Source organism: Psychrobacillus sp. FSL H8-0510, assembly GCF_038008345.1.
Taxonomy (GTDB): Bacteria; Bacillota; Bacilli; order Bacillales_A; family Planococcaceae; genus Psychrobacillus; species Psychrobacillus psychrotolerans.
Map to the genome: position 1 here is coordinate 2664642 of NZ_JBBOYZ010000001.1, position 26121 is coordinate 2690762.

26 protein-coding genes and 1 riboswitch are annotated in these 26121 nt (G+C 36.9%); of the genes, 5 read left to right on the forward strand and 21 right to left on the reverse strand.

All coding sequences use genetic code 11. The features are described from left to right. The first annotated feature begins 53 nt into the window (after positions 1-53). Positions 54-1133, forward strand: coding sequence for an FAD-dependent monooxygenase (locus MHI40_RS13540; RefSeq protein WP_093537767.1), 1080 nt, complete (start codon positions 54-56; stop codon positions 1131-1133). Between the two features lie 47 nt (positions 1134-1180). On the opposite strand, the gene MHI40_RS13545 is transcribed toward MHI40_RS13540, so the two are convergent. The 18 genes from MHI40_RS13545 to MHI40_RS13630 form a co-directional block, all read right to left on the reverse strand. Beyond that, entirely contained in the window at positions 1181-1945 is a 765-nt protein-coding gene (locus tag MHI40_RS13545; RefSeq protein WP_340763063.1) for a DUF3891 family protein, read from the reverse strand. A gap of 154 nt (positions 1946-2099) precedes the next feature. Then, positions 2100-3497, reverse strand: coding sequence for a Fe-S cluster assembly protein SufB (gene sufB / locus MHI40_RS13550; protein ID WP_093537765.1), 1398 nt, complete (start codon positions 3495-3497; stop codon positions 2100-2102). Positions 3498-3518: 21 nt separating this feature from the next. After that, complete coding sequence (gene sufU / locus MHI40_RS13555; protein WP_093537764.1) at positions 3519-3953, reverse strand: Fe-S cluster assembly sulfur transfer protein SufU; 435 nt, start codon at positions 3951-3953, stop codon at positions 3519-3521. Further along, on the reverse strand, positions 3943-5175 hold the full coding sequence (locus tag MHI40_RS13560) for a cysteine desulfurase (protein WP_340763065.1): 1233 nt from the start codon (positions 5173-5175) through the stop codon (positions 3943-3945). The genes sufU and MHI40_RS13560 overlap by 11 nt, the downstream gene beginning before the upstream one ends. Further along, positions 5175-6479: a Fe-S cluster assembly protein SufD gene (sufD, locus tag MHI40_RS13565; protein ID WP_340763066.1), complete on the reverse strand. Its 1305-nt coding sequence runs from the start codon at positions 6477-6479 to the stop codon at positions 5175-5177. The genes MHI40_RS13560 and sufD overlap by 1 nt, the downstream gene beginning before the upstream one ends. A gap of 18 nt (positions 6480-6497) precedes the next feature. Further along, on the reverse strand, positions 6498-7277 hold the full coding sequence (gene sufC, locus MHI40_RS13570; protein ID WP_093537761.1) for a Fe-S cluster assembly ATPase SufC: 780 nt from the start codon (positions 7275-7277) through the stop codon (positions 6498-6500). Between the two features lie 287 nt (positions 7278-7564). Then, positions 7565-7720 carry a hypothetical protein gene (locus MHI40_RS13575; protein ID WP_175496298.1) on the reverse strand — a complete coding sequence of 52 codons (156 nt, stop codon included), beginning with the start codon at positions 7718-7720 and terminating at the stop codon, positions 7565-7567. 114 nt (positions 7721-7834) lie between these two features. After that, positions 7835-8992, reverse strand: coding sequence for a dicarboxylate/amino acid:cation symporter (locus MHI40_RS13580; RefSeq protein ID WP_340763068.1), 1158 nt, complete (start codon positions 8990-8992; stop codon positions 7835-7837). A 768-nt stretch (positions 8993-9760) separates the two neighbouring features. Continuing rightward, entirely contained in the window at positions 9761-10567 is an 807-nt protein-coding gene (locus MHI40_RS13585) for a MetQ/NlpA family ABC transporter substrate-binding protein (protein WP_093537758.1), read from the reverse strand. A gap of 62 nt (positions 10568-10629) precedes the next feature. After that, the gene (locus tag MHI40_RS13590) at positions 10630-11298 is read right to left on the reverse strand and encodes a methionine ABC transporter permease (protein ID WP_093537757.1); all 669 of its coding nucleotides are present in this window, start codon (positions 11296-11298) and stop codon (positions 10630-10632) included. Beyond that, entirely contained in the window at positions 11291-12316 is a 1026-nt protein-coding gene (locus tag MHI40_RS13595) for a methionine ABC transporter ATP-binding protein (RefSeq protein ID WP_340763069.1), read from the reverse strand. Before MHI40_RS13595 ends, MHI40_RS13590 begins: the two co-directional genes overlap by 8 nt. Before the next feature lie 169 nt (positions 12317-12485). After that, positions 12486-12590, reverse strand: a riboswitch (SAM riboswitch). Positions 12591-12624: 34 nt separating this feature from the next. Then, positions 12625-12945: a thioredoxin family protein gene (locus MHI40_RS13600; RefSeq protein ID WP_093537755.1), complete on the reverse strand. Its 321-nt coding sequence runs from the start codon at positions 12943-12945 to the stop codon at positions 12625-12627. 11 nt (positions 12946-12956) lie between these two features. Further along, the gene (locus MHI40_RS13605; RefSeq protein WP_093537754.1) at positions 12957-13307 is read right to left on the reverse strand and encodes a toprim domain-containing protein; all 351 of its coding nucleotides are present in this window, start codon (positions 13305-13307) and stop codon (positions 12957-12959) included. A 74-nt stretch (positions 13308-13381) separates the two neighbouring features. Beyond that, entirely contained in the window at positions 13382-13762 is a 381-nt protein-coding gene (gcvH, locus tag MHI40_RS13610) for a glycine cleavage system protein GcvH (protein ID WP_093537753.1), read from the reverse strand. Positions 13763-13835: 73 nt separating this feature from the next. Further along, complete coding sequence (locus MHI40_RS13615; RefSeq protein ID WP_340763070.1) at positions 13836-14198, reverse strand: arsenate reductase family protein; 363 nt, start codon at positions 14196-14198, stop codon at positions 13836-13838. Between the two features lie 651 nt (positions 14199-14849). Then, positions 14850-16631 (reverse strand): acyl-CoA dehydrogenase family protein, encoded by a 1782-nt coding sequence (locus tag MHI40_RS13620; RefSeq protein ID WP_093537751.1) that lies wholly within the window; start codon positions 16629-16631, stop codon positions 14850-14852. Between the two features lie 30 nt (positions 16632-16661). Continuing rightward, the gene (locus tag MHI40_RS13625) at positions 16662-17837 is read right to left on the reverse strand and encodes an acetyl-CoA C-acetyltransferase (protein WP_093537750.1); all 1176 of its coding nucleotides are present in this window, start codon (positions 17835-17837) and stop codon (positions 16662-16664) included. Positions 17838-17866: 29 nt separating this feature from the next. Then, positions 17867-20251, reverse strand: coding sequence for a 3-hydroxyacyl-CoA dehydrogenase/enoyl-CoA hydratase family protein (locus MHI40_RS13630; RefSeq protein WP_340763072.1), 2385 nt, complete (start codon positions 20249-20251; stop codon positions 17867-17869). Between the two features lie 197 nt (positions 20252-20448). Here MHI40_RS13630 and MHI40_RS13635 point away from each other — a divergent pair, with 197 nt between their 5' ends. Together MHI40_RS13635 and MHI40_RS13640 are read left to right on the forward strand one after the other, a co-directional pair. Then, positions 20449-20769 (forward strand): thioredoxin family protein, encoded by a 321-nt coding sequence (locus MHI40_RS13635; RefSeq protein ID WP_093537748.1) that lies wholly within the window; start codon positions 20449-20451, stop codon positions 20767-20769. 193 nt (positions 20770-20962) lie between these two features. Next, positions 20963-21430 carry an STAS domain-containing protein gene (locus MHI40_RS13640; protein WP_093537747.1) on the forward strand — a complete coding sequence of 156 codons (468 nt, stop codon included), beginning with the start codon at positions 20963-20965 and terminating at the stop codon, positions 21428-21430. A gap of 62 nt (positions 21431-21492) precedes the next feature. On the opposite strand, the gene MHI40_RS13645 is transcribed toward MHI40_RS13640, so the two are convergent. Further along, positions 21493-22746, reverse strand: coding sequence for a GNAT family N-acetyltransferase (locus MHI40_RS13645; RefSeq protein ID WP_340763074.1), 1254 nt, complete (start codon positions 22744-22746; stop codon positions 21493-21495). A 139-nt stretch (positions 22747-22885) separates the two neighbouring features. Between MHI40_RS13645 and MHI40_RS13650 the strand changes: the two genes are divergently transcribed. Then, positions 22886-23401 carry a C39 family peptidase gene (locus tag MHI40_RS13650; protein WP_340763075.1) on the forward strand — a complete coding sequence of 172 codons (516 nt, stop codon included), beginning with the start codon at positions 22886-22888 and terminating at the stop codon, positions 23399-23401. On the opposite strand, the gene MHI40_RS13655 is transcribed toward MHI40_RS13650, so the two are convergent. Further along, positions 23402-24277 carry a 5'-3' exonuclease gene (locus tag MHI40_RS13655; RefSeq protein ID WP_340763076.1) on the reverse strand — a complete coding sequence of 292 codons (876 nt, stop codon included), beginning with the start codon at positions 24275-24277 and terminating at the stop codon, positions 23402-23404. Between the two features lie 103 nt (positions 24278-24380). Here MHI40_RS13655 and MHI40_RS13660 point away from each other — a divergent pair, with 103 nt between their 5' ends. Next, positions 24381-25595, forward strand: coding sequence for an NAD(P)/FAD-dependent oxidoreductase (locus MHI40_RS13660; protein WP_340763078.1), 1215 nt, complete (start codon positions 24381-24383; stop codon positions 25593-25595). Positions 25596-25680: 85 nt separating this feature from the next. On the opposite strand, the gene MHI40_RS13665 is transcribed toward MHI40_RS13660, so the two are convergent. After that, a complete protein-coding gene (locus MHI40_RS13665) occupies positions 25681-26121 on the reverse strand; it encodes a GNAT family N-acetyltransferase (RefSeq protein WP_340763079.1) in 441 nt (146 codons plus the stop codon).

Genomic DNA, 26121 nt, shown 5'->3' on the forward strand with positions numbered 1-26121 from the left:
TCGTCGTTACATATAGCCCATTACGCTTTTTTGAAGCAAAGGGAGGAAATAACATGATGAAAGTAGATGTATGTATAGTCGGTGCAGGTCCTGGTGGTGCCCTTCTAGCGTATTTATTGGCAAAGAAAAATATATCTGTTGTATTAATAGAGCGAACAAATCAAATCGGAAAAACGTTTCGTGGAGAACATTTAAATGAAGAAGGCGAAGCGATTCTAAAAAAATATAACTTATTTGACGAAATAGAAAAGCTCGGGCTTTTACGAATGAAAAAACTTGAATATTGGCAGCATGGGGAAGTATTTAAAACTATTTTACCTCATCCCGAGATCGGACATCTTGGTATTCATGTTCCTCAAGCACATTTACTACAAGTATTGATAGACGCTGCAAAGAAATATACAAACTTCCATTTAATGCTGAATACAAAAGTTGATGAACTTTTACAAGATGAACATGGCTCCTACACTGGAGTAAAAGCATCCGAAAATGGAGAAGAAATTATTATTGAAAGTGAATTGGTTATTGGTGCAGATGGTCGTTATTCGACCGTACGTAAGAAAGCTGATCTGGATGTAACCATTCGAAAACACGGATATGATTTACTCTGGGCTAGAATACCAGCACCTGTAAATTGGGAACCGTCTATTAGGATGACTTTAATTGGAGGGAAGCAAATTTCCCTATTTACACAGGCAAAGGGTTATATACAAATTGGTTGGAATATCGAAGAGGGTTCTTTTGCAACACTTAGAAAACAGCCTTTTACTCCATTTATCGAGCAACTCATAATGGCTTTTCCAGAACTTGAACAAACCGTTCGAGAAAACATTCAATCTTGGAAGGATTTTGTTCTATTAGATGTGTATAGTAGCTCTAGTGAGACTTGGGGGAAAAAAGGGTTGGCTTTAATCGGAGATGCAGTTCACACGATGACTCCTACTGGAGCATTTGGATTAAACAGTGCTCTAAAAGATGCGGATTACTTCTCTTCTTTAATCGACAAAAATACAATTACCTCTCTTAATACTGCTGATTGTGCTTCAGTAAGAAAAAAAGAAGTTGCTAAAATTCAAGCTATCCAAATAGAGAAAGAACAATCTTTTGCTTCTCAGTTTGTTGTGATGGTTTAAAAAGAGACAGAACCAGTCAAATTACTTTGACTGGTTTTTGCATACTATTATTTAAACGTAACTTTTCTATGCGCAACTGGAGTATCCTTAAATGCCTGCAATAGTCCATCTTTCTCAATCTGTTCTTTCCATACTTCTTTATACGTAAGCTTTACATTTAGTTCGCTCTTCAAGGGGGAGAAGGATAAAGTAACGACTTCATCGCTTTCCCAACTAGCTATAATTGGCTCCTGCTTGACGAATAGGAATAATTGTGGAAATCCATTTTTAAAAAATGGATGCAATTTATCATTGTTTCCTGGCTCGTGTAAACAAATAAACAAAGATAGAAAATCTGAAAACTTCAGCAGGTCTAAATGATACATTAACGTTTCTTTCTTTTTCTCATTGCCGACAATACCTAATTCATCATAAAGTCGATTCTGTCTTTGCTTTTCTATATCCCAAAATTTTTGAACTGCAGTTTCATCAGCATCTTGGACAAAAGAGGAGTAATGTAAACTACACAATAAACAAGCATACTTACTCATTTCCTCCACTTCGTCTAATCCTTTTTCATAAAAAGAAATCTTAAGATCTGTAGGATAATCTATAAACGAGAAAGGCTGTTCTAATTGATCATTCCATACTGGGGACTTATCCGGATCTATCCAACCACGGTCATGCTCTTGAATGGCGAGAACGACTTCCTGCACATCTTTAGAATCGTAATAAAAATCATCTTTACAATGTTCTGCTATTTGCTTGGAAACTTGGGCATGATCATCTTGAGTAACCATGACATAGCTTTTTTCTCTTTCAAATACAATCATTGTCGATACCTCTCTTCACAAAATACTTCTACTACTTTTTGAGTACCACTTAATAGTTATAACCAAACCTAACAGTTTTTAGCAATTTGCCTATTTAGAGTATAAAAAAATGCAACAAGGTGAAGTAACACCCTGCTGCATTTATATAATTGGATTAACCGATAGAGCCTTCCATCTCGAACTTGATAAGACGGTTCATTTCTACAGCATATTCCATTGGAAGTTCTTTTGTAAATGGTTCGATGAAGCCCATTACGATCATTTCAGTTGCTTCTTCTTCACTAAGTCCACGACTCATCAAGTAGAATAATTGTTCTTCAGATACTTTTGAAACTTTTGCTTCATGCTCTAAAGAAATATTATCATTCAAGATTTCGTTGTAGGGAATTGTATCAGAAGTAGACTGATTATCCATGATTAATGTATCACATTCGATATTCGCACGTGCACCAGTAGCTTTACGGCCAAAATGAACGATACCACGGTATGTTACTTTACCACCTTGTTTAGAAATTGATTTCGAAACAATAGTAGAAGAAGTATTTGGAGCTAAATGCATCATTTTCGCACCAGCATCTTGGTGTTGACCTTTACCAGCAATTGCAATAGAAAGAGTCATACCACGAGCGCCTTCACCTTTTAAGATAACGGCTGGATATTTCATCGTTAATTTAGATCCAATATTTCCGTCAATCCATTCCATTGTTGCATTTGCATCACAAACTGCACGTTTTGTAACTAAGTTATAAACGTTGTTTGCCCAGTTTTGGATTGTTGTATAACGGCAATAAGCATCTTTTTTAATAATGATCTCAACAACTGCACTATGAAGTGAATTTGTTGTGTAAACAGGAGCTGTACATCCTTCTACATAATGTACAGAAGCACCTTCGTCTACAATAATTAGCGTACGTTCGAATTGACCCATGTTTTCAGAGTTAATACGGAAGTATGCTTGTAATGGTGTTTCCACTTTAATGCCTGGTGGTACATAGATAAACGATCCACCCGACCATACTGCAGAGTTAAGTGCAGAGAACTTATTATCGGAAGAAGGAATTACTGTACCCCAATGCTTTTTGAAAATATCTTCATTTTCACGAAGAGCAGAATCAGTATCCTTAAATATAATACCCAAGTCTTGAAGCTCTTGCTTCATGTTATGATATACAACTTCTGATTCGTATTGTGCAGAAACACCTGCAAGGTATTTTTGTTCTGCTTCTGGAATACCTAATTTATCAAAAGTAGCTTTGATTTCTTCTGGTACTTCATCCCATGAAGTTTCTGTTTGTTCAGAAGGCTTCACGTAATACGTAATTTCATCGAAGTTTAATGACCCTAAATCTCCACCCCATTGAGGCATTGGTTTTGAGTAAAAAATTTCTAACGCTTTTAAGCGATAATCTAACATCCATTGTGGTTCTGATTTCATACGTGATATTTCTTCTACGATTTCTTTCGTTAATCCACGTTTAGAACGGAAAATGGATACGTCTTTATCGTGGAAACCATATTTGTAATCACCAATTTCAGGCATTTTTTTAGCCATCGTATTTCCTCCGTTCGTCTGTTATTCTTTTTCTTCTGAAACGCCTTTTTCCATTGCCTTCCAAGCTAAAGTTGCACACTTGATACGTGCTGGAAACTGAGAAACACCACTTAATGATTCTATATCTTCAAGATCTAAAGAGTCATCATAATCTTTCCCAAGCATCATTTCAGAAAAAGTACTAGAAAGTTGTAAAGCTTCCTCTACAGACTTTCCTTTAACTGCTTGTGTCATCATAGAGGCAGATGCCATAGAAATCGAGCATCCTTCTCCATCAAATTTCGCATTTTGAATTTTACCATCTTCCACTTGAAGTGTTAAATGGATGCGATCTCCACAAGTAGGGTTATTCATATCAATTGTCAAAGCGCCATCCTCGATACTACCTTTGTTACGAGGATTTTTATAATGATCCATAATGACACGGCGATAAAGTTGATCTAAATTAGAAGACATCGTTAAAATACTCCTTTGCTGAAAGCAATCCAGTAACTAGACGATCTAAATCCTCTTCTGAATTGTATATATAGAAACTAGCACGAGCAGTTGCCACACATTGCAACCATTTCATCAATGGTTGTGCACAGTGATGTCCTGCACGAACTGCAATTCCACTCATATCTAAAACTGTTGCAACATCATGTGGATGTACATCATCTAAATTGAATGTAACAATTCCTGCACGTTTCGCAGGATCGACAGGTCCATAAATGGTTAACCCTTCAATTGTAGACATTCTTTCCATGGCGTAAGCAGCTAACTCATGTTCATGCTTTTCAATTTCATCTAAGCCAATTTCCTCTAAGAAATCAATTGCAGCTCCAAGACCAATGGCACCAGCAATTATTGGTGTTCCCCCTTCGAATTTCCAAGGAAGTTCTTTCCACGTAGAATCATACAAACCTACGAAGTCAATCATTTCCCCACCAAACTCGACTGGCTCCATTTTATCCAATAAAGCTTCTTTTCCGTATAGTACCCCTATTCCAGTAGGCCCACACATTTTGTGCCCAGAGAATGCAAGGAAGTCACAATCAAGTGCTTGAACATCTAATTTTAGATGTGGTGCAGCTTGAGCACCATCAACTACCATTACAGCTCCATGTTCATGTGCAATTTGCGTAATTTCTTTAATCGGATTCATGGTTCCTAAGACGTTCGATACATAAACGATTGACACAATTTTAGTTCGGTTAGTAATAGTTTCTCTAACCTTCTCTAAAGAAAGTGTACCATCAGCTTCTAAATCGATATATTTTAATACGGCACCTGTTCTCTTAGCTAGTTGTTGCCAAGGAATAATATTGGAATGGTGCTCCATATGCGTAATAACAATTTCATCGCCCTCTTTTAGGTTAGCTTGGCCGTAGCTCTGTGCCACCATATTGATAGCGGTTGTTGTACCACGAGTAAAAATAACTTCTTTAGTAGACTTAGCATTAATAAATTTTCGAACCTTTTCACGTGCTCCTTCGTAACTATCCGTAGCTCGGTTACCCAGCGTATGAACACCACGATGCACATTTGCGTTTTCAAATTCATAATACTTTTTGATCGCTTCTATTACTTGAATTGGTTTTTGAGAAGTAGCCCCATTGTCTAAATAGACTAATGGATGACCGTTAATCTCTTGGTTTAAAATCGGAAAATAGCTTCGAATCTCTTTAGTATTGAGCATTAGCGAACTTTCCTTTCAATAACCTCCGTCAGTTGCTTCTTCACGCCTTCTATCGGTAATTCGTTTACGACAGGAGCAAGGAATCCATGAATTACTAGACGCTCTGCTTCATGTTGAGAAATACCACGGCTCATTAAATAGTACAACTGAAGTGGATCTACTCGGCCAACTGATGCTGCGTGACCTGCTGTTACATCATCTTCATCGATTAAAAGAATAGGATTTGCATCTCCACGTGCTTTTTCGCTAAGCATTAAAACACGAGATTCTTGCTCTGCGTTAGATTTAGTAGCACCGTACTCAATTTTACCAATACCATTGAATATAGATGATGCTTCATCTTTCATAACGCCGTGCTTAAGAATTTGACCTTCTGTATGTTTGCCCCAGTGGATTACTTTTGTTGTAAAGTTTTGCTTTTGTTTCCCGCGACCTACAACAACCATTTTCACATGACCTTCTGAATTATCTCCAACTAAATGTGTTGTATTTTCAGAAATAGTATCCCCATCATTCATCATACCAAGTGCCCATTCAAGAACTGCATCACGACTTGTTACACCACGACGATTAACGTATGTTGTAAATCCTTCTGCTAGAACATCAACTGTTCCAAATGTAACTCTTGAATTGTCTTTGGCAATGACTTCCGTCACGATATTAGCTAATCCTTCTGCATGATCCACAGTAGATAAGTAGTTCTCTACATATGTTACAGAACTATTTTCATCAGCTACTAGTAAAGTGTGATTGAAAAGAGAAGCTGTTTTATCATCATGTAAGTAAATAACTTGAATTGGTTCTTCGATTACTACATTTTTAGGTACGTATAAGAATACACCACCGTTTAATAATGCAGCATGAAGTGCAGTTAGTTTATGTTCTGTTACTTTGACACCATCGGTCATGAAGTATTGTTGAACAAGTGCTGAATGCTCACGAATTGCAGTGTATATATCTGTTAAAATAACACCTTTTGCTTTTAGCTCTTCTGATAATGAAAGAAAAGCAGGTGTATTATTATGTTGAATGTAAATGTTTTGTTGCTCTGCATTTACGACAGCCTTCACTTCTTCAGGTAATTCTGCTAAAGATGTAAATTTGCTGCTCTCTACAGTATGAACTGGAAATTCAGTGAAATTCCAATTAGTAATTTTTGTTTTATCTGGTGTTGGCATCGGAAGTGTTTCAAGTTGACCAAATGCTTTTAGACGAAGTTCTGTCATCCAGCTTGGTTCTTGCTTACCTTCTGAAAAGGAGCGGATATCTTGCTCGGTTAATGCCAATTTTGTTTCAACCGTCATGCTTATTCGACTCCTTTCTTATGCTTCTTGTCCAACTGTTTCGTCTTCAATTCCTAATTCTTCTTTAATCCATTCATAGCCTTCTGCTTCTAGTCTTTGAGCAAGCTCAGGTCCACCAGATTTAACTACGCGACCTTGCATCATTACATGAACATGATCAGGTGTGATGTAGTTAAGAAGACGTTGATAGTGAGTGATTACTAAGCTTCCGAATCCTTCTCCGCGCATTTGGTTGATCCCTTTAGAAACAACTTTTAAAGCATCGATATCAAGACCAGAGTCAATTTCATCTAAAATAGCGAATTTTGGTTGTAACATCATTAATTGAAGAATTTCGTTACGTTTTTTCTCTCCGCCTGAGAATCCTTCATTTAAATAACGTTGTGCCATATCTAAATCCATTTCTAAAAATTCCATTTTGCTATCAAGCTCACGGATGAATTTCATTAGTGAGATTTCATCGCCTTCTTCGCGGCGTGAATTGATCGCTGAACGTAAGAAATCTGCATTTGTTACTCCAGTAATTTCACTTGGATATTGCATTGCTAGGAATAGACCTGCTTGCGCACGTTCGTCTACTTCCATTGCTAATACATCTTCGCCGTCCAATTCAATTGAACCAGATGTAACTTCATATTTTGGATGACCCATAATAGCAGAAGCTAAAGTAGATTTACCTGTACCATTGGGCCCCATTACTGCGTGAATTTCGTTCGTATTAATTGTTAAATTAACACCTTTTAAAATTTCTTTACCGTCTATTGCAACGTGTAAATCTTTAATAGCTAAAGTCGACATTTAATAACCTCCATTAAGTAAATACGAATGTATAATCATTCTAATTTATTATCATTCTAATCTTAACCCAAACGAAGGTACCTTGCAAATCTTTTGAAGCATATTCTATTTAATATTGTAGAATATACAGATTTACTGTTTTCTATTGACTTTTCACTAAACTATTAGGTAAATAGTAATCTTCCTTTATTTTCATTAAGAACTTTCTAATTGAGAATGGATTTCACTATGAAGCTAGTGTAAACAAAAAAGAATCCACGGAGAAATTCTCCATGGATTCTTGTATATTATCCCCTAAATGCTTGGGCATCAAGTTTAGCCGCTAATTGCATACATTTTTCATGATCCTGCTGTCGCTTGTTTTCGACCTGCAATCGTAATTCCTGACTTTGTCTCAATTCATCGTATCCAAAACCATGTACTCCTCTAAATGCGTGGTCCATCTGTTCTGTATAAGGTAAATCTTCCGAACTGATAATGAATCATCCTCTCTATTTTTGAGTTCATGATTTATATACCCAACTAATTCGGACTTAAACATTTATTTATAAAAAAACTTAATTTGTCTTAGAAAACTTATCTACGATAATCGCAAGTGCTCCGTCACCAGTTACATTTGTCGCTGTTCCAAAGCTATCCTGTGCAATATAAAGAGCAATCATTAAGCCTATCATAGCCCCGTTGAAGCCGAGCATTGTTTCCAGTAAACCTAATGCTGCCATAACGGCTCCACCTGGAACTCCAGGAGCTGCGATCATTGTTACACCAAGCATGAATATAAATGGTATAAACGTAGATAACAGAATATCTTGCCCATTTATAAGCAATACGCCAATGGAACATGAGACAAGCGTAATTGTACTCCCTGATAAGTGAATAGTTGCAAAAAGAGGAATCGTAAAGTTTGTTACTTTATCGGAAGCACCCGTTTTCTGCGCCTGTTTTAACGTCACCGGAATAGTTGCCGCTGAAGACTGTGTACCTAAAGCTGTAAAGTAAGCTGGCGACATTGTTTTTAACATCTTCAAAGGATTTTTTCCAGTTACAGTACCAGCAGCAGTATATTGTAATAGAAGCATTACAATATGCAGTGCGATAATCATGACAAACACAACTCCGAAAACAGATAATACTTTTGCCACTTGACCACCGTACGCCATATTCATAAATATCCCAAATATATGTATCGGTAACAACGGAATAATAACAAACGAAATTACCTTTTCAATAATCTCACTAAACTCTTCAAATGCATTTTGTAACGTATTTCCTTTTAATTTAGAAATTCCAATTCCCATAATAAAGGAGAAAACCAATGCTGTCATAATATCCATCATTGGAGGAATGGGCATTTCAAACAAGCCACCAATTAAAAACTCCTCTGGATTTTCTAACTTCACGCTCTCTTTCCCACCTATAAGCTTCGGCAGTAAATTTGAAGCAATAAAGAATGCAATAAAACCTGCTACTAGAGTAGATAAATAAGCAATACCCGTAGAAATCCCTAGTAATCTACCTGAACCTTTTCCGAGTTTAGCTATCCCCGGAACGATAAAACCAATAATGATGAAAGGAACAATAAATCCTAAAAATGAACTAAAAATACTATTAAAAGTAGCCATAATCTCCACTACTATTTTAGGGACAACTAATCCCAATAAAACACCAGCTACTATCGCTACCACTATTCGGGGCAATAACCCAAACCTTTTCATGAAGTGTCCTCCTCAAATGTACAAATGTGTTATTTACAACTTTCATACACTTTAGCACACTCATTTATTAAAGTGAATAGGATGAGTAATATACGTAATATTCTATTAATATAACCTTTGTTTATAGTACGTAGCAGAGCTTTTTCCACATTCCATATGCCAGAGTTTGAAAGTATTCTTTTTGCCTCATTTCTATTGTTTAGTAAAAGAAAATCTCTGCATTCTTTATTAGTGATCGTTTCTTTGCAAAGTGAAAAATAAGTAGAAATTGCTTTATAATGTGCATAGGAATTGGTCTTGCTACATTTAGGGCAATACCACGTACGTATTATTTTTTGCATCCCAATAAAACTACAACTTTCACATTTTACTCCTAGTTTTAAATCTTCAAATGGAATAGAGAAATGATTAATAAGAGGAATAGTAGAAGGGGATGGGCACTTTAGGAGAATTCCTTTTATTTGCTCCATGTCACCCTCACTAAGGGTTGAATTAATTGTGGAAAAATTTTGTAGATAAGACGGTAAGACGGTTTCATTCTTATAAATCACTGTAACGGCATTGGTAGATTTTCTAATCTAGCTCGGGCGCATGGCTACTTCTCGGGCGTTCCCCGGATACTCGGGCGGATACCTCTCTAGTTCGGGCGCATGGCTCTGGTGCTCGGACCGATACGACTACTTCTCGGGCGTTTGCCAAATCCTCGTGTGCAAATCGCAACCACAAAAAAACAGACATCCCAGGATGCCTGTTTTCTCTACAATATTATTATTTTACCGGTACTACTGATCCGCCCCACTCGCTCAGGATGAAGTCTTGGATTTCTTTAGATTTTAATGCTTCTACTAAAGCTTTAATCTCTTTATTGTCTTCATCACCAGAGTTTACTGCGATGATATTTACGTATGGAGATTCATCTGATTCTTCAATAGCGATTGAGTCTTCTAATGGATTAAGGTCAGCGTCAATTGCATAGTTAGAGTTGATCAGTACTGCGTCGCCTTCTTCATTTTCATATAACTGAACCATTAAAGCAGATTCATAGTTAGCATCAAATTCAAGGTTTTTCTCATTTTCCACAATATCTTTTACTTCCGCTTTTGTTTTATCAATGCCGTCTGCTAATTTAATAAGGCCTTTCGCTTCTAACATTGCAAGGATACGTCCATGATCTGCAACAGAGTTACTCATTAAAATAGTTGCCCCCTCTGGAAGCTCTTCAATAGAACCGTATTTTTTAGAGTATAAACCGATTGGCTCGATGTGAATACCGCCTGCGTTGGCGAAGTCATATCCAAAATCAGCTTTTTGCGATTCAAAGTAAGGAATGTGTTGGAAAAAGTTTGCGTCCAAGTCTCCTGAATCTAAATCTTTGTTTGGTAATACATAATCTTGATATGATTCTACAACAAGTTCAATTCCTTGTTCTTCTAGAATTGGTTTAACTTCTTCTAATATAACTGCATGAGGTACGTTGGATGCACCTACTACTAGTTGACTACTTTTTTCATCTCCACATGCTGCAAGGGTTAATGCACTTACTGATAGTAATGCTCCAGCTAAAAATTTCTTCATTCAATATCTCTCCCTTTTTATCCTATTATTTCTATGTGATCGAGTACTCTCGTTAACACCTATTATCGTTTGTCTATCTTCGTAGTAATTACATCGCCTATCCACTGGATGATAAATACCATAATTAATATTAATACCGTGGCAACAAGCGTTACGTCTGTCCTACCTCTTTGGAAACCATCTAAAAAGGCTAATGTTCCTAGTCCCCCAGCTCCGATAATACCAGCCATCGCTGTATATCCAACTAGTGAAATCGCTGTAACCGTTATGCCTGATACTAAAGCAGGCATAGATTCTGGCATTAATACTTTCCATATAATAGTAGAAGTTTTAGCACCCATCGATTTTGCAGCTTCTAGCACACCTTTATCAATTTCTCGTAGAGCTATTAACACCATACGGGCGTAGAATGGAGCAGCTCCGATTACTAAAGCCGGGAAGGCCGCATTTGGACCACGCATTGTTCCGACCAAAAACTTCGTTAAAGGTATTAGCAAAATGATCAAAATAATAAATGGAATGGAGCGGAATATATTGACGAAAGCTCCTGTTAACCAGTTTGCTAATTTGTTCGCCCACGCTTGATGAGGGCTAGTTAAGAAAAGTAGAAGACCAAGAACTAGTCCAATAATAGCTGTTAAAATTGTTGATACTGCAGTCATATATAATGTTTCAACTGTGGCTTCCCACATTTTTGGCCAATCAACATTAGGAAACAAATTATTAATCATTGTTGATCACCTCTGTATTTACTTTTTGTTCGTGTATATATCGAATTGCATCATCTATTAGTAGTGCTTCTCCTTCTAACTGAAGGATGAGCGTACCAAATGCACCAGTTTGTGTATGCGAAATATTTCCTTGAACAATATTTACTTCCAAATCAAACTGTTTGATAAGTCTAGACAGTATTGGTTGTACTGTCTGCTCCCCAACAAATACGAGCTTAATCAGCTTGCCATTTGGATAAAGTTCTTTTAATTGCTGTATTGTTTGCAACGCCTTATTGGAATCACTGACCTGCGAAACAAAACGCTTCGTAATCGTTTGTTGCGGATTTTGAAATACATCTAGCACATTTCCTTCTTCTACTACATGACCTTTTTCCATAACTGCAACGCGACCACATATCTTCTGAATAACCTGCATCTCATGGGTTATTAATACAATTGTCAGACCTAGTTTTGCATTGATACTAACTAATAAATCTAAAATAGAATCTGTAGTTTCTGGGTCTAATGCAGAAGTTGCTTCATCACAAAGAAGTACTTCTGGACGGTTGGCTAATGCGCGAGCAATCCCAACCCGTTGCTTTTGTCCACCTGATAGTTGTGAAGGATAATAATGCCCTCGCCCTTCCAGACCAACCAAATCAATAAGTTCCTTTACTCTTTGAGAACGTTGAGCTGGTGGTATACCGGCGATCTCCAATGGGAAAGCAATATTCTCTTCAACCGTTCTTGACCATAACAAATTAAAATGTTGAAAAATCATACTTACCTTTTGTCTTACTTGGCGAAGCTTCACTTCATTTATCTTTGTGATGTCTTCATTATTTACGATGATTTCACCTGAAGTTGGTTTTTCTAATCCATTTAATAAGCGAATGAGTGTACTTTTGCCAGCACCACTATAACCAATAATGCCAAAGATCTCACCCTTTTTTATGTCAAGATTCACCTCTTCCACTGCAACAATCGTACCTTGTTTCGTACTAAATTTTTTGGAAATATTTTTTAAACTAATCATGGGAACCTTGCCCCCTTTCTTTAAACTATTCTATACCTATCTATTATTAACAGGTTGTTGAAATTTACTTTGTATTAAAACCTTATTCTTCCCATTTTCAACTAAAAAAACCCTCCTGCAAAAGAGCAGAAGGGTTTAAAGTTATCCAATTTAATAACATTTATCCATTCTCTCATTTCCCAAAGCATTTGCTTTGCGTGACTTGGCACCATTTCATTTACATGACGGTTGCCGGGCTTCAAAGGGCACTTCCCTCCACCTCTCTTAATAAGAGTAAAACTATTAATTTGTCGGTATATCGAATGTTATCATACGACAACTTGGTCGTCAATACTTTTTATCGCATCCAAGATAAATGGAACTGACTGAAAGGCATATATTTTTTTATATACCGTTCCACCTTTAGCGATTAGCAGACATGGCACACTTTCAATTTGATAATCCATAGCAAAATCTCCAAGATAGTTAATATTTGCTTGACCAATTAAAAAAGGCTTTATCTCTTTTATAACTTGCATCATTTTACTAGCAACTTGGCAGGTTCCACACATAGGTGTATAAATATAAAATATGGTAAGCTGCCCACTGTTCTTATGGCTGTTCCATTGTTCTAAGGTCCATTCATTCATATTACATCATCCTAAAGTAAATATTGTCTTTTCACTTTTATATTAACACTTTTTAATATAGAAGCCAAAACTTTGAATGGTGTGGTCGCTACTTCGCAGAACATCGGATTGGTATATAGATGAATCGCTTCAGGGTATTCTTTTCTCACGACAGAGCGAATTTGCTCACCAGACTTATCTGCATCCAGAAACGCATAAATAGGAATGCCTTCATAAGGACTTAAAATTTCTTCTAGCCTGACATTCGATATCGTTCCATTGGTGCAAATAATTTCTGTTGATTCATCCAGCAGTTTTAAAAGCTTTAATTTATCGGATCTACCCTCAACAAGAATTATCTTTTCACTAAAGACAATAGCCATTCAGCCTCTCTCCCAACTATGCCCTTTCCAATATTATATGAAAAAAACGCCGATATTAAGCGGCGTTTTCGAAATTATTCTGAAATTAATTCTTCGTATTTTTCTGGAGAAAGTAAACCATCCACTTCTGCTGCATCAGATGGTTCAATAACAATCATCCATGCATTTTCATAAGGGGATTCGTTAACATACTCAGGGCTATCTTCTAGTTCTGTATTTACCTCTACTACTTTACCGCTAATTGGTGCATACAGTTCAGAAACAGTTTTAACCGATTCAACACTTCCAAACGGATCTCCTGCTTTGATCTCATCTCCAACTTGTGGAAGTTCGACAAAAACGATATCTCCAAGTTCAGATTGTGCAAATTCAGTAATACCGATACGGACATTTCCGCCTTCAGTTTTTACCCATTCATGCTCTGCTGAGTATTTTAAATCTTTAGGTGCGTTCATATATATACCCCTCTCCATTAATAATACATTCATCTACTATATTCACATATTTTAATAGTAAAAACAAGTGACTTTAAGAAGTCTTCCATACATCCTCAAACTGTTGGTCCTTGAAGCCTAGCGTTAATTTATTCCCGTCAAAAACAATTGGTCGTTTAATAAGCATTCCATCCGAAGCAAGTAAGGTTAATTGTTCGTCTTCTGACATTGTTGGAAGCTTGTCTTTTAGTCCAAGCTCGCGATATTTCATACCGGAAGTGTTAAAGAATTTTTTTAGTTCTAGTTCACTTACCTCAAACATTTTTTGAAGAGTTTCTTTCGTTGGGGGACTTTCAGCTATATGATTGTCTATGTATTCTATTCCGTTATCTTTTAACCATTTACTTGCTTTTCTGCACGTTGTACATTTTGGATAGCCATAATATTGAATAGACATGTTGTACCACCTTTTTCTTTTAATCATACATAAAAGTGGAAAGGATAGGCAATTATTTTGAATAAATTAATATATGATTGAGCCTCCAATCAAGAAAAACCGAGCAAAGTGCGCCCAGTCCTTTAAAAATAAGAATATAGAAATGCCATTAAATTCCGCTTCAAGCGGACGCTTTCCGTGGGCCCGGCTCCAAACAACTAGATCCGCTTTAAATGATCGGATAATTAATTATAAAACCACCTTAATATACAAATTTCTTTTTAAAATAAGTAAGGCTGAAATGGAATCCTATCAAAGATAATGTTCCTAACCAAGCAGACGGTTTTATCCCTATATTAACTTTGACTACTCTTAATATCTAAGTGAGAAGCTATGCAATATTTTAAAGTCGAGTACTACTAACTTAATTGATTGAAGTGAAAGGTGGCGACTTCTGCGGGATGAGTGAGACAGATGAGATATCACAGCGACGCGCTAGCGACGGTGATAGCTCATCGCTCATCCCGCGAAACGCGTCTACCTGAAACGCAAATCAGTATTAGTAATTATTCATTCTTTCACCCTTAAAACACAGTGTTCACGGTACAATTTTATATAGTCCTAATCTTCAAAAAAGCCGATCCACAAGGAATCGGCTTTTTCATGAATTGATTAAAGAACGTATTTTTCTGCTTCGATAAGTTTAACCGATGCTTCACGTTTTTTCTCAATTACGTTGTATGGAGTGTAGCGAGTCAATTTGCGTAAAGCAGAAATCATCATACGTTGGTTATCTCCATCTACAGCTGCAATAAGAGTTTCTTTTGCCGCTTGTTCGATTTCGATAAACGCTTCTTGTGTAAAGATTTGTGTATAAAGAAGTTTTTGTGCTGCTTTTTCTTCTCCATCACGACCGATAGCTTTTTCTGTACGAAGGACTGCGGATTCCATAGCAAATAGGTTATTAGCGATATTCGCAATGTTCACTAGTACTTCTTGCTCTGCCTCTAGTTTTGTACCAAAACGTTGAGCAGCAAGCCCAGCTACTAAAATACCAATTTTCTTCGCATTAGCTACTAATACTTTTTCTTGTGCAAGTGCTTCTGTTCCAACCTCTTCAGGCATCATCATTAATAGCTCTTCTTGTAAGCCCGCAGCTTTTTGAAGAAGTGGCAATTCACCCTTCATTGCTTTTTTCAGGAATGTTCCTGGAACGATTAAGCGGTTGATTTCGTTTGTTCCTTCGAAGATGCGGTTAATACGAGAGTCACGGTAAAGGCGCTCTACTTCATACTCTTGCATGAAGCCATATCCACCATGTAATTGAACAGCTTCGTCAACAATGTAATCTAGAACCTCAGATCCTACTACTTTGTTAATAGAACATTCAATTGCATATTCAGCGATAGAAGCAGCGATTGCTTTTCCGTCTTTTTGCTCTTCTGGGCTTAACTGACTCATACGCTCTTCAAAGTATCCTACAGTACGGTAGATTAAGCTTTCTGTCGCATATAATTTTGAAGCCATTGTAGCTAGTTTGTTCTTCGTTAAATTAAAGGAAGAGATTGGTGTTTTAAATTGTTGACGTTGGTTTGTATAAGCGATTGCTAATTCTAACGCACGTTTAGATCCACCGATTGTACCTACCCCTAATTTATAACGACCAATATTTAATATGTTGAAAGCGATAACGTGACCGCGTCCGATTTCACCTAAAAGATTATCAACAGGAACTTGAGCATCTTGTAAGATTAATGTACGAGTTGAAGATGATTTGATACCCATTTTCTTCTCTTCTGCTCCTACAGACACGCCTGGGAATGTTTTTTCTACGATAAATGCAGAGAATTTGTCTCCATCCACTTTAGCGTAAACAACGAATACATCTGCAAATCCAGCATTAGTAATCCATTGTTTTTCCCCATTTAATACATAATGTGTACCTTCAGCATTTAACTTCGCCGTAGTTTTTGCGCCTAGTGCATCAGATCCTGAACCTGGTTCTGTAAGTGCATAAGCAAATATCTTCTCACCTGATGCAGATGACGGAAGGTATTTTTGTTTTTGTTCTTCATTACCAAATAGAACGATTGGCAGTGTACCAATTCCAACATGTGCTCCGTGAGTAATGGAATATCCACCGGCTACAGACATTTTTTCTGAAATTAGTGCAGAAGAAATTTTGTCTAAGCCAATTCCACCATATTCTTCTGGAATATCAGCTGCAAGTAGACCTAGGTCACCCGCTTCTTTTAATAAACGAACAGAGTGTTCAAATTCATGATGCTCCAAGTTTTCTACCACTGGAAGTACTGAGTTTTTAACATACTCCTCTGTCGTTTTCGCAATCATCTTTTGCTCGTCGTTAAAATCCTCTGGTGTAAATATACGACTAGCGTCCAAATCTTCTACTAAAAACGCTCCGCCTTTGATTGCCTCTTTTAATTCGTTCATATATATTCCTCCTATTTGTTTAAAAGATTCTTATAGTAATTCGAAAACTCCAGCAGCTCCCATACCGCCACCGATACACATTGTAACAACTCCGAATTGCTTCCCTTGACGTCTTAACTCACTCATCATTTTCAATGTTAAGATTGTTCCCGTCGCTCCAAGTGGATGACCAAGTGCAATTGCTCCACCATTTACATTCACCTTATCCATATCTAAGCCTAAATGACGAACAACTTGAATTGATTGAGAAGCAAATGCTTCGTTGATTTCCCAAAGATCGATGTCCTCAATGGATAAACCAGCAAGTTTTAATGCTTTTGGTACTGCTACAATCGGTCCAATCCCCATTACTTCAGGAGGTACTCCACCAACTGCAAAAGAACGGAATTTTGCAAGTGGTTTTAATCCTTGTGCTTCAGCAACTTCACGATCCATGATTAGAACAGCGCCTGCTCCATCAGAAGTTTGTGAAGCATTTCCTGCCGTTACGGATCCACGAACATTGAATGCAGGACGTAATTTTGCAAGTGTTTCCAGTGAAGTTCCGACACGTACGCCTTCGTCCATTTCGAACATGAATTTTTTCTGTTGTGCTTTATTGTTTTCGTCTACAAAATGCTTGATAACTTCAACAGGTACAATATCATCATTGAACTTTCCTGCAGCAATTGCAGCTGCTGCTAGTTCATGTGATCTTACTGCAAATGCATCTTGGTCCTCACGACTAATACCATATTTCGTGGCCACTTGTTCTGCTGTGTGCCCCATTCCCATATAGTATTGCGGAGCTGTTTGTGCTAGATGTGCGTTCGGGCGAATGGTATTACCCATCATTGGAACCATACTCATAGACTCTACGCCACCAGCGATAATCGCCTCCGCGTGACCTAACATAATACGCTCTGCACCATATGCAATGGACTGTAAACCAGATGAACAGAAACGATTCACTGTAATTGCTGGAGTTGTATCCGGCAGTCCTGCTAATGCTCCGATATTACGAGCAACGTTCATCCCTTGCTCTGCTTCTGGCATTGCACAACCTAATATAAAATCATCTATCGGGCCATCGTATCCACCCGCTCTTAGTAATGTTTCTTTAACTACTAGCGCTCCAAAATCATCTGGACGAACCGTCGCTAAAGAACCTTTTTTCGCTTTGCCTACTGGTGTTCTTGCCCCAGCTACTAATACTGCTTCACGCATGAGCTCTCCTCCTTTACCTTTATACAACTCTAGTTGCGTAGTGGTTTACCCTTCACTAGCATGTGTTGCATTCTTGCTTGAGATTTTGGATCTGCAACTAAACTTAAGAAAGCTTCTCGCTCTAAGTTAAGTAAATATTGCTCATCTACAAATGTACCGTATGGAACTTCTCCACCTGCAACAACATATGCAAGCTTTTTCGCAATTTTAAGATCATGCTCACTGATAAATCCTGAAAGGAACATTCCTTCAGCACCTAAAACAAGTGCCGCAAATCCTGGAGATCCTGATACAGGAACTTTTTCACGAATTGGTGCTTTATATCCTGCTTCTGCAAGAGATAGTACTGCTTGCTTCGCATCATAAATTAAGTGGTCTGGGTTAACACTAATTCCATCTGCAAAATTCAAGAAGTTGTTTTCACGAGCTTCTTCAGCTGATGTAGAAACTTTTGCCATTGCTATCGTTTCAAATACTTTGCTTGCCACCGATAGATAATCTATCTCGACACCGTTTGGAAGTCCTTTTAAGTGCTTAATATAAAGCTCTTTGTTACCTCCACCACCAGGGATAAGGCCAACTCCAGCTTCTACTAAGCCCATATAAGTCTCAGAAGATGCTTGGATATGAGCAGCCGGCAAGCATGTTTCTGCTCCCCCACCTAAAGTCATTCCAAATGGAGCTACTACAACTGGTTTAGCCGAGTATTTAATTTTCATCATTGCATTTTGGAATTGACGAACAACAAAATCTAATTCGAAGATATTATCATCCTGTGCTTCCATTAAAATCATTCCAAGATTTGCTCCAACACTGAAGTTTTTCCCTTGGTTACCTATAACAAGACCTTTGAAGTTCTTCTCAACTTCCTCCACCGCAAAGCTAATCATTTGAAGGATATCTAGACCAATCGAGTTCGATTTAGAATGGAACTCAAGCAAAGCAACTCCATCTCCTAAATCTATTAAACTAGCACCCGAATTAGATTTAATCACGCCATGTTTTTTCTTATATCTTTTTAGGTCAATTACTTTATCACTTACGGCAACTAATGAATAATCAGTTCCGTTAAAATAGTATTGATCTCCATCTTCTTCCTTATAGAAGGATTCGAATCCTTTATCAAGTAAAGACTGAGCGAATACTGGAATTTCAAGTCCTTCAGCAGACATTTTTTCAACGGATTCCTTTACTCCGATGGCATCCCATATTTCAAATGGACCTTGCTGCCAACCGAAGCCCCACTTCATGCCTTGGTCAATTGCAACGATATTATCCGCAATTTCTCCATGTAATTTAGCCGAATAGATTAGTGTAGGACTTAAAATGCTCCAAAGTAATTCACCAGTTCTATCTTTTGCATAAGTTAATGTTTTCACTTTTGCAGCAAGACCTTTTTGTTGCTTAGCCATTTCCATTGAAGGCGTTTTCAATTTCTTCATTGTTTCATATTCAAGAGTTTCAGGATTTAGTTCTTTAATTTCTTTTCCTTCTTTTAAGAAGAACCCTTGCCCCGTTTTAGCACCAAGCCATTTGTTGTCCAACATCTTTTGCATAAATGCAGGTACTTCAAATACTTTTTGTTCCTCACCAGTTGTTTGGTCAAATACGTTTTTCGCAACATGTGCAAATGTATCTAAACCAACTACGTCTAATGTACGGAATGTCGCAGACTTAGGACGACCAATTAGTGGTCCTGTCACCGAATCTACCTCTCCAACTGAATATCCTCTAGCTTGCATTTCACGAAGTGTTACAAGCAAGCCATAAGTACCAATGCGGTTGGCAATGAAGTTTGGTGTATCCTTTGCAAGTACTACGCCTTTTCCTAATACATCTTCACCAAATTGCTTCATGAAATCCACAACTTCAGGAGCTGTTGTATTAGCCGGAATAACTTCTAAAAGTTTCAAATAACGAGGAGGGTTAAAGAAATGTGTTCCTAAGAAATGCTTTCCAAAATCTTCTGAACGACCCTCCACCATAGCATTAATACTAATGCCTGATGTATTTGAACTAATGATTGTGCCTGGCTTACGAATTGCATCTATTCTTTCATATAAACTCTTTTTAATTTCTAAGTTTTCAACTACTACTTCAATAATCCAGTCGACGTCTTTTAGTTTTTCAAGATCGTCCTCTAAGTTGCCTGCCGTTATTAACTGTAAGTTTTTCTTAGCACTTAGTGGTGCAGGTTTTTGCTTCAACAACTTTTGAATAGCTGTCCCCGCGAATTTATTTCTTACTGTTGGATGCTCTATAGTTAGTCCCTTTGCTTCCTCATCTTTGCTTAACTCTTTTGGTACGATATCTAATAGTAATGTAGGAATGCCGATATTCGCTAAGTGAGCAGCAATTCCTGACCCCATAACTCCTGAACCTAATACAGCGGCCTTTTTAATTTGATATGTCATATGCAAAGCCTCCCCTTCATCTTGAATGAACGCTCATTCATTTTATTCACAAAAAAAATAGAAGCAATCTCTATGTCTATTAGTTTAGACCAAAATTTAAATTTTCGCAATAATAAAATGAATAAATAATTCTTTTTTCTTTCTCCAACATAAGAAACAGTGTACACTGTAAACAAAGTCATAGGAGGTAAATAAACATGCAAAAAATTACAACTACTGAACAATTCAATGAGATCATTTCTGGTGATAAAGAGGTATTAGTAAAATTTGAAGCTGGTTGGTGCCCTGATTGCCGTCGTATGGAAATGTTCATCGATCCGATCGTTGAAAAATACAACCAATACACATGGTACGAGGTAAATCGCGATGAACTTCCGGACGTAGCTGAAAAATATGAAGTAATGGGAATTCCAAGCCTTCTTATTTACCAAAATGGCGAGAAAAAAGCACATCTTCATAGCGCAAATGCAAAATCCCCTGAGCAGGTTACAGAATTTTTAGATGCACAAAGTAAGTAAGAAAGTATCTATAGTAAAATACATCTAACCTTTATACTCGACGAGCTTTCTGCAAGAGCATGGTAACAGAATCATAGCTACCAAGAAGTATATGGATAGAAAGGCTGTTTCTATTAGAAGCAGCCTTTTCTTTTAGAATCGGTTAAAAGATCACTAATCGGAAGAACAGAAAATAATAGAGGTGCTTACTTATATGTCTCACGAACAAGAAATAATGGAACTTAAAGAAAAAATCACTTACTACGAAAAAATTATCAAAACAATCTCTACACCTATTATTCCATCAATCGTTCCCAAGACTATTTTAATCCCTATCGCTGGCTATATGTTTAGAGAACGCTTTGAAAATATTCAAACTAAAACGCTTCAATATATTGGAGAACATAAAGAAATTGAACAAGCAGTATTTGATTTTACTGGTGTTAATGTAGAAGATGTGGAGGCCTTTGACTATAACGAACTTGCACTGGCTATTTCCAGTTTGAATAGCTCACTTCGTTTAATGGGTATTCGTCCTATTTATGTTGGTTTCAATCCTCGTTTTATCCGTGAAATTGTGCATGCTAGTATCCAAGTTGATATTGAAACGTATAAAAGTTTCCGTGAAGCATTGAAAAAACTTTTAGGTGAATCCGATAATACCATTAACATTAAAAAATAATGATCAGGAGAATTGCTTATTGTATAGCGATTCTCCTTTTGTTTTACTTTCGCTCTAGTAATTTAAAAAGCCGTAAAACAAATGGGCCCATTTTTTGGTTTAAACCATTCATCTAGTATTTTAGGATCTATCTGATGTATCGCTGCTTCTCCGATATTATATAGTGATTCTACCGTTACACAGCCCATCCACCACGAACTTAAATCATGGATTCCAATAGTAATATTCGCTTGTATATTATCTTCAACTTTCTGAATCGCCCATCGCCCACTACTATAAGATAATTCATATAATCCATGTTGATCTGTAATAAATGTATCCTCAATTGCCAATAAAACTTTTGTCTTATCTTGAGGTTTTCCTAGACCATGAAAATTAGTGCCATTAACAAATGACTCTATACTTGTAATTCGATACATAATACCAGAACCTGTAGTAGCCACCTCATGATATACACTTGGAATTACATGATTGGAATCGTTCGATGGATTAGAAAGACTATATACAAATGATTGATCATTCGTGCGGAAAACAACTCGATCTACTTGATCCTGTTGTGAACTTACCCATGAAGCGAGTTGCTTATAGGCATTTGGGTTACTCCAGATCCATTCATGAATAATCATATGATGATGTAGAAAATGACTATCTTTTACTGGTTCCAACGTGAAACCTAGAGCCCCGACTAAACGATTTTCCTCCTCTACACCAACATAATATGTTTTTCTCGCTTTAATATACTCTCTTTCCTTCCAAGTTCTTTTCAACATACCATGGTTGTTTTGTGCGTATTCATTGTAGAGAGTTACAATCGCCTCTTCATCCGAAGCTGTTAAAAATTTCACTCGGCCTTTATTTCCATCAGCTAACATTTCTCCGGGTTTAAATTTAAATTCATATCGTAGTGGGCCATAACCATAACCCATTTTCCTATAAAAACTTGGATTAAAAGGATAAAGTGATACAAGAGCGACCTTTTCCTGTCTAGCATAGTTATGAAAATAAGATAGAAGTTGATAAGCTACTTTTTCTTTTTTATGTAATAAATGCACTGCGACCATACCAATACCAAATATACGTTGAAACTTTCCATTTATATTGCACTCAAAATCATTCACACGAAAAATCCCTAGAAGGTCATCTTGTTCATCAAAACAACCAAAGAATTGAATTCCATTAGCTTCCCTTTGTTCTGTTTCCAATCGCTCTATTAATTCTTTTTTCTTTTCATCGGTTTGAATTAGCATTCCAGGATAAGCTAATGAAGCTATATCGGCAGCCTTTTTTAAATCCTTGCTTTGCAGTAATCTAATCATTCTATTTCCTCCAGTATTATCGATTGTGTTAAATTGTATTATAGAATAGACGAACAATTTAGAGAATAATAATTTGCTTCAGATATAAAAAAAGAGTTTTCCCATGAAAAAGGAAAACTCTATTATTAGGAGGGCGAACATGAAGATACAATTACCGGTTCAAGGTTACTCCCAATATGATACTACAATTCAAGCTAACTACCGCGCTTCTGCGTGTGGTCCAGTCACTGCTTACGTGTTATTAAATTATTTGTTCCCAAATACTAGTTACCATCAGCCAAATGATTTGTATGAAAAATTGGGAGGTACACGTATTGGGTTATTTACCTATCGATTTATACGAAATATGCGTAAGTTGCTCGGGCCGAATTGGATAGTAGACAAATGTACGTTACGAGATGCACTGGTCGAACTAAAAAGTGGCAGAGCAGTTGCCTTAAAATTTGATAAGTACTTTTCACTAAAGTGGAATAAAAAATTTACGTTTTCCTATCACTGGGTTCCACTTATTGGCTATGAAATAGTTGATAGTGAAGTAGTATTAATAATCCACGACAATGGAGGTAGAAATCGTCCAAGTCAAATTAGAAGAGTTCGCTATTCAGATAATGCACCGATTTTGACATTTGTCCAAATTACTCCAATAGGAAAATAACTATTTTTGAAGCTGTCTCGCCAAAATAGTATAACCATGCTCATATAAGAAATCGTGTTTCGCTGAAGGGATTTCTTTTAATACTAAATGTTCCAGCTCCGCTCCAATCGGGACATCTCTTCGAATAGTAGCTAACTCTTTAGAAAGCTTTAGCATTTCCAAATCCGTTTCAATTTTAGTTCGTTGACCAGCTTTCAAAAGCGGTAAAGCCTCTAACACCTTATCAACTGTTCCATAGGTTTGAACAAGTTGTAAAGCTGTTTTCGGACCAATTCCCTTTACACCCGCATAGCCATCACTAGAATCTCCCATAAATGCCTTCACATCAGGGAAAAGCAATGGAGAAATGCCGTATTCTTCATAGAAGCGAGATTCATTATATATATCATAAATAGAAAAACCTTTTTTCGTGAACGCAATTTCTGTAGATGGCTCCAGTAATTGAAGCAGATCCTTATCTCCACTCACTATCGTAAACCTTGCGTCATCCTTCCATTTATGTGTAATTGAAGCAATGGTATCATCCGCTTCCATTCCAGCTATTCCAAAGTTCATCCATCCTAAATGCTCAGACAACTCCTGAGCCATATCAAACTGTGGAATAAGCTCTTCAGCTGGCTTTGGACGATTTGCTTTATAGCCGTCATATAACTCATTCCTAAATGTAAGCATCCCTTTGTCCCAACAAACAGCCATATGAGTAGGTTGCATCAAATTTTGTGCTGCTAATACATGCCGAGCAAAACCTTGCACCGCATTTGTCGGAATTCCTTTATCATTCTTGAAATAGTTACCAGACATCGCTGTGGCAAAAAACGATCTAAATAATAATGCCATTCCATCTATTACTAATACATGTGGTTTTTCCTGAATCATTTCAAACACCCTTTTTTTGAAGTTTACTTATTATAACATGGGGAGGTTCATTCTATTAAACAATGGGTATATACTAGGAAACTAATAGAATGGAGTATGAAAGATGAAAATACATAATGGATCTCTTTATTGGCCTACTACTACAACACCATTTACACCAAAAACTACTTATGAAAAACTAGACATATATGATGTAGTCATAGTTGGTTCTGGAATGTCAGGTGCACTTACAGCACTTGCTTTAGCTGAAAGTGGTCTCAAAATAGCGATACTAGATAAACGTGAAATGGCTACAGGCAGTTCTAGTGCAAATACCGGCCTGTTACAGTACTCCAATGATATTATGCTACACGAACTAATTGGACAAATCGGAGAAAAAGATGCTGTTCGTTTTTACCAACTTTGTTATGAGGCAATGGATGATCTTGAACGGGTTGCGAAAAAACTTCCAAACGAAGTAGACTTCATACGCAGACCAAGTATATGCTATGCGAGCGATGAAAACGATGTAGAAAAGATAAAAGCAGAATATGACACATTAACAAAATACGGGTTCCCATGTGACTACTGGGGAAGAAATGAAATGGCCGAAAAAATGCCTTTTACCAAACATGGTGCCTTAGTTACTCATGGGGATGCAGAGATTAACCCACTTAAGTTTGTTCATGGAGTTCTTACAAGAATTGAGGAACTGGGTGGACATTTATTCCCTTATACGGAGGTAATGGATGTATTTGAGGACAACGATTATTTAGATATCCGAACATCTAATAACACCTTTAAAGCTAAACAAATCATCTATACAACTGGCTATGAAACTCCCCCAGTTGGCAAAAGAATTGGGGCAGATATTAACCGCTCTTTTGCTTTCGTTAGTAACCCGATCTCGAAACAAAGTGATTGGTATGAACAAGCGTTAATTTGGGAAACACAGCGACCTTATTTATATATTCGCTCAACAGTTGATGGAAGATTAATAGTTGGGGGATTAGATGAGGATAAAGCTGAGGCACCAGACTCTGAGGAAGTTATTCAACAACGAGCAGAAAATTTGTTACAACAAGCAAGAGAGCTCTTCCCCGACTATGATATTCAAATAGAATACGCATATGCAGCAAGCTTTGGAGAATCTATTGATAATATTCCATTTATAGGGGAACACCCAACGAAGTCCAATCACTATTATCTACTTGGATATGGTGGAAATGGTACTGTCTATAGCATGCTAGGCTCTTATATTTTAAGAGACTTAATAATAGGAAATAGAAACGAAGATGCCGATCTATTTCATCTTGAGCGGAGATATGGTGTGAGATAATTATACGAAGGGTCCTAATTCTCCCTTCGTATTTTTCATGTTATAATAACTTATACTATATCTGTGATAATTTCTATTGAGCATTTTACTCAAGATCAATAACTCTAATCATTACTAGATAATCACTATCATCCTCAATAATCTTAAAACCAAGTTTAGTATATAGTTTTATTGCAGCCTCATTCTCTGAAAAAACTTTCAAAATTATTATTGAATAAAAATTATCTATTGCATAATCAACACACATATTCATTAATGTTTTTGCAATTCCTAGCCCTTTGTATTCTGAATGTACACTAACATGGTTAATAAATCCGTAAGATCCATTATTATAATAACAACTTATAAGTCCAACTAATTTATGACTGTCGTGTGCACAAAAAGTTATTGCATTATTAATAATCTTTTCAGCAAAATAACTTAATTTAATCCGCTTATTAAGAGGAGGATAAAAATCCTCATTACACTCTTGTAAAAGAAGATAAATACTCTCATAATCACTTTTTCTCGAAAAATTTATAGTCAT

Bases quoted from the DNA above. Each gene is read 5' to 3' on its own strand.
- MHI40_RS13635 (WP_093537748.1), top strand. From the start codon at position 20,449: ATGCAAAAAATTACAACTACTGAACAATTCAATGAGATCATTTCTGGT.
- MHI40_RS13540 (WP_093537767.1), top strand. From the start codon at position 54: ATGATGAAAGTAGATGTATGTATAGTCGGTGCAGGTCCTGGTGGTGCC.
- MHI40_RS13655 (WP_340763076.1), bottom strand. From the start codon at position 24,277: ATGATTCAGGAAAAACCACATGTATTAGTAATAGATGGAATGGCATTA.
- MHI40_RS13650 (WP_340763075.1), top strand. From the start codon at position 22,886: ATGAAGATACAATTACCGGTTCAAGGTTACTCCCAATATGATACTACA.
- sufD (WP_340763066.1), bottom strand. From the start codon at position 6,479: ATGACGGTTGAAACAAAATTGGCATTAACCGAGCAAGATATCCGCTCC.
- MHI40_RS13620 (WP_093537751.1), bottom strand. From the start codon at position 16,631: ATGAACGAATTAAAAGAGGCAATCAAAGGCGGAGCGTTTTTAGTAGAA.
- MHI40_RS13560 (WP_340763065.1), bottom strand. From the start codon at position 5,175: ATGCTCAATACTAAAGAGATTCGAAGCTATTTTCCGATTTTAAACCAA.
- MHI40_RS13630 (WP_340763072.1), bottom strand. From the start codon at position 20,251: ATGACATATCAAATTAAAAAGGCCGCTGTATTAGGTTCAGGAGTTATG.
- MHI40_RS13590 (WP_093537757.1), bottom strand. From the start codon at position 11,298: ATGATTAATAATTTGTTTCCTAATGTTGATTGGCCAAAAATGTGGGAA.
- MHI40_RS13580 (WP_340763068.1), bottom strand. From the start codon at position 8,992: ATGAAAAGGTTTGGGTTATTGCCCCGAATAGTGGTAGCGATAGTAGCT.
- gcvH (WP_093537753.1), bottom strand. From the start codon at position 13,762: ATGAACGCACCTAAAGATTTAAAATACTCAGCAGAGCATGAATGGGTA.
- MHI40_RS13575 (WP_175496298.1), bottom strand. From the start codon at position 7,720: ATGGACCACGCATTTAGAGGAGTACATGGTTTTGGATACGATGAATTG.
- MHI40_RS13595 (WP_340763069.1), bottom strand. From the start codon at position 12,316: ATGATTAGTTTAAAAAATATTTCCAAAAAATTTAGTACGAAACAAGGT.
- MHI40_RS13640 (WP_093537747.1), top strand. From the start codon at position 20,963: ATGTCTCACGAACAAGAAATAATGGAACTTAAAGAAAAAATCACTTAC.
- sufC (WP_093537761.1), bottom strand. From the start codon at position 7,277: ATGTCGACTTTAGCTATTAAAGATTTACACGTTGCAATAGACGGTAAA.
- MHI40_RS13615 (WP_340763070.1), bottom strand. From the start codon at position 14,198: ATGTCTATTCAATATTATGGCTATCCAAAATGTACAACGTGCAGAAAA.
- sufU (WP_093537764.1), bottom strand. From the start codon at position 3,953: ATGTCTTCTAATTTAGATCAACTTTATCGCCGTGTCATTATGGATCAT.
- MHI40_RS13545 (WP_340763063.1), bottom strand. From the start codon at position 1,945: ATGATTGTATTTGAAAGAGAAAAAAGCTATGTCATGGTTACTCAAGAT.
- MHI40_RS13600 (WP_093537755.1), bottom strand. From the start codon at position 12,945: ATGAATGAATGGACCTTAGAACAATGGAACAGCCATAAGAACAGTGGG.
- MHI40_RS13645 (WP_340763074.1), bottom strand. From the start codon at position 22,746: ATGATTAGATTACTGCAAAGCAAGGATTTAAAAAAGGCTGCCGATATA.
- MHI40_RS13625 (WP_093537750.1), bottom strand. From the start codon at position 17,837: ATGCGTGAAGCAGTATTAGTAGCTGGGGCAAGAACACCAGTAGGCAAA.
- MHI40_RS13665 (WP_340763079.1), bottom strand. From the start codon at position 26,121: ATGACTATAAATTTTTCGAGAAAAAGTGATTATGAGAGTATTTATCTT.
- sufB (WP_093537765.1), bottom strand. From the start codon at position 3,497: ATGGCTAAAAAAATGCCTGAAATTGGTGATTACAAATATGGTTTCCAC.
- MHI40_RS13660 (WP_340763078.1), top strand. From the start codon at position 24,381: ATGAAAATACATAATGGATCTCTTTATTGGCCTACTACTACAACACCA.
- MHI40_RS13585 (WP_093537758.1), bottom strand. From the start codon at position 10,567: ATGAAGAAATTTTTAGCTGGAGCATTACTATCAGTAAGTGCATTAACC.
- MHI40_RS13605 (WP_093537754.1), bottom strand. From the start codon at position 13,307: ATGGCTATTGTCTTTAGTGAAAAGATAATTCTTGTTGAGGGTAGATCC.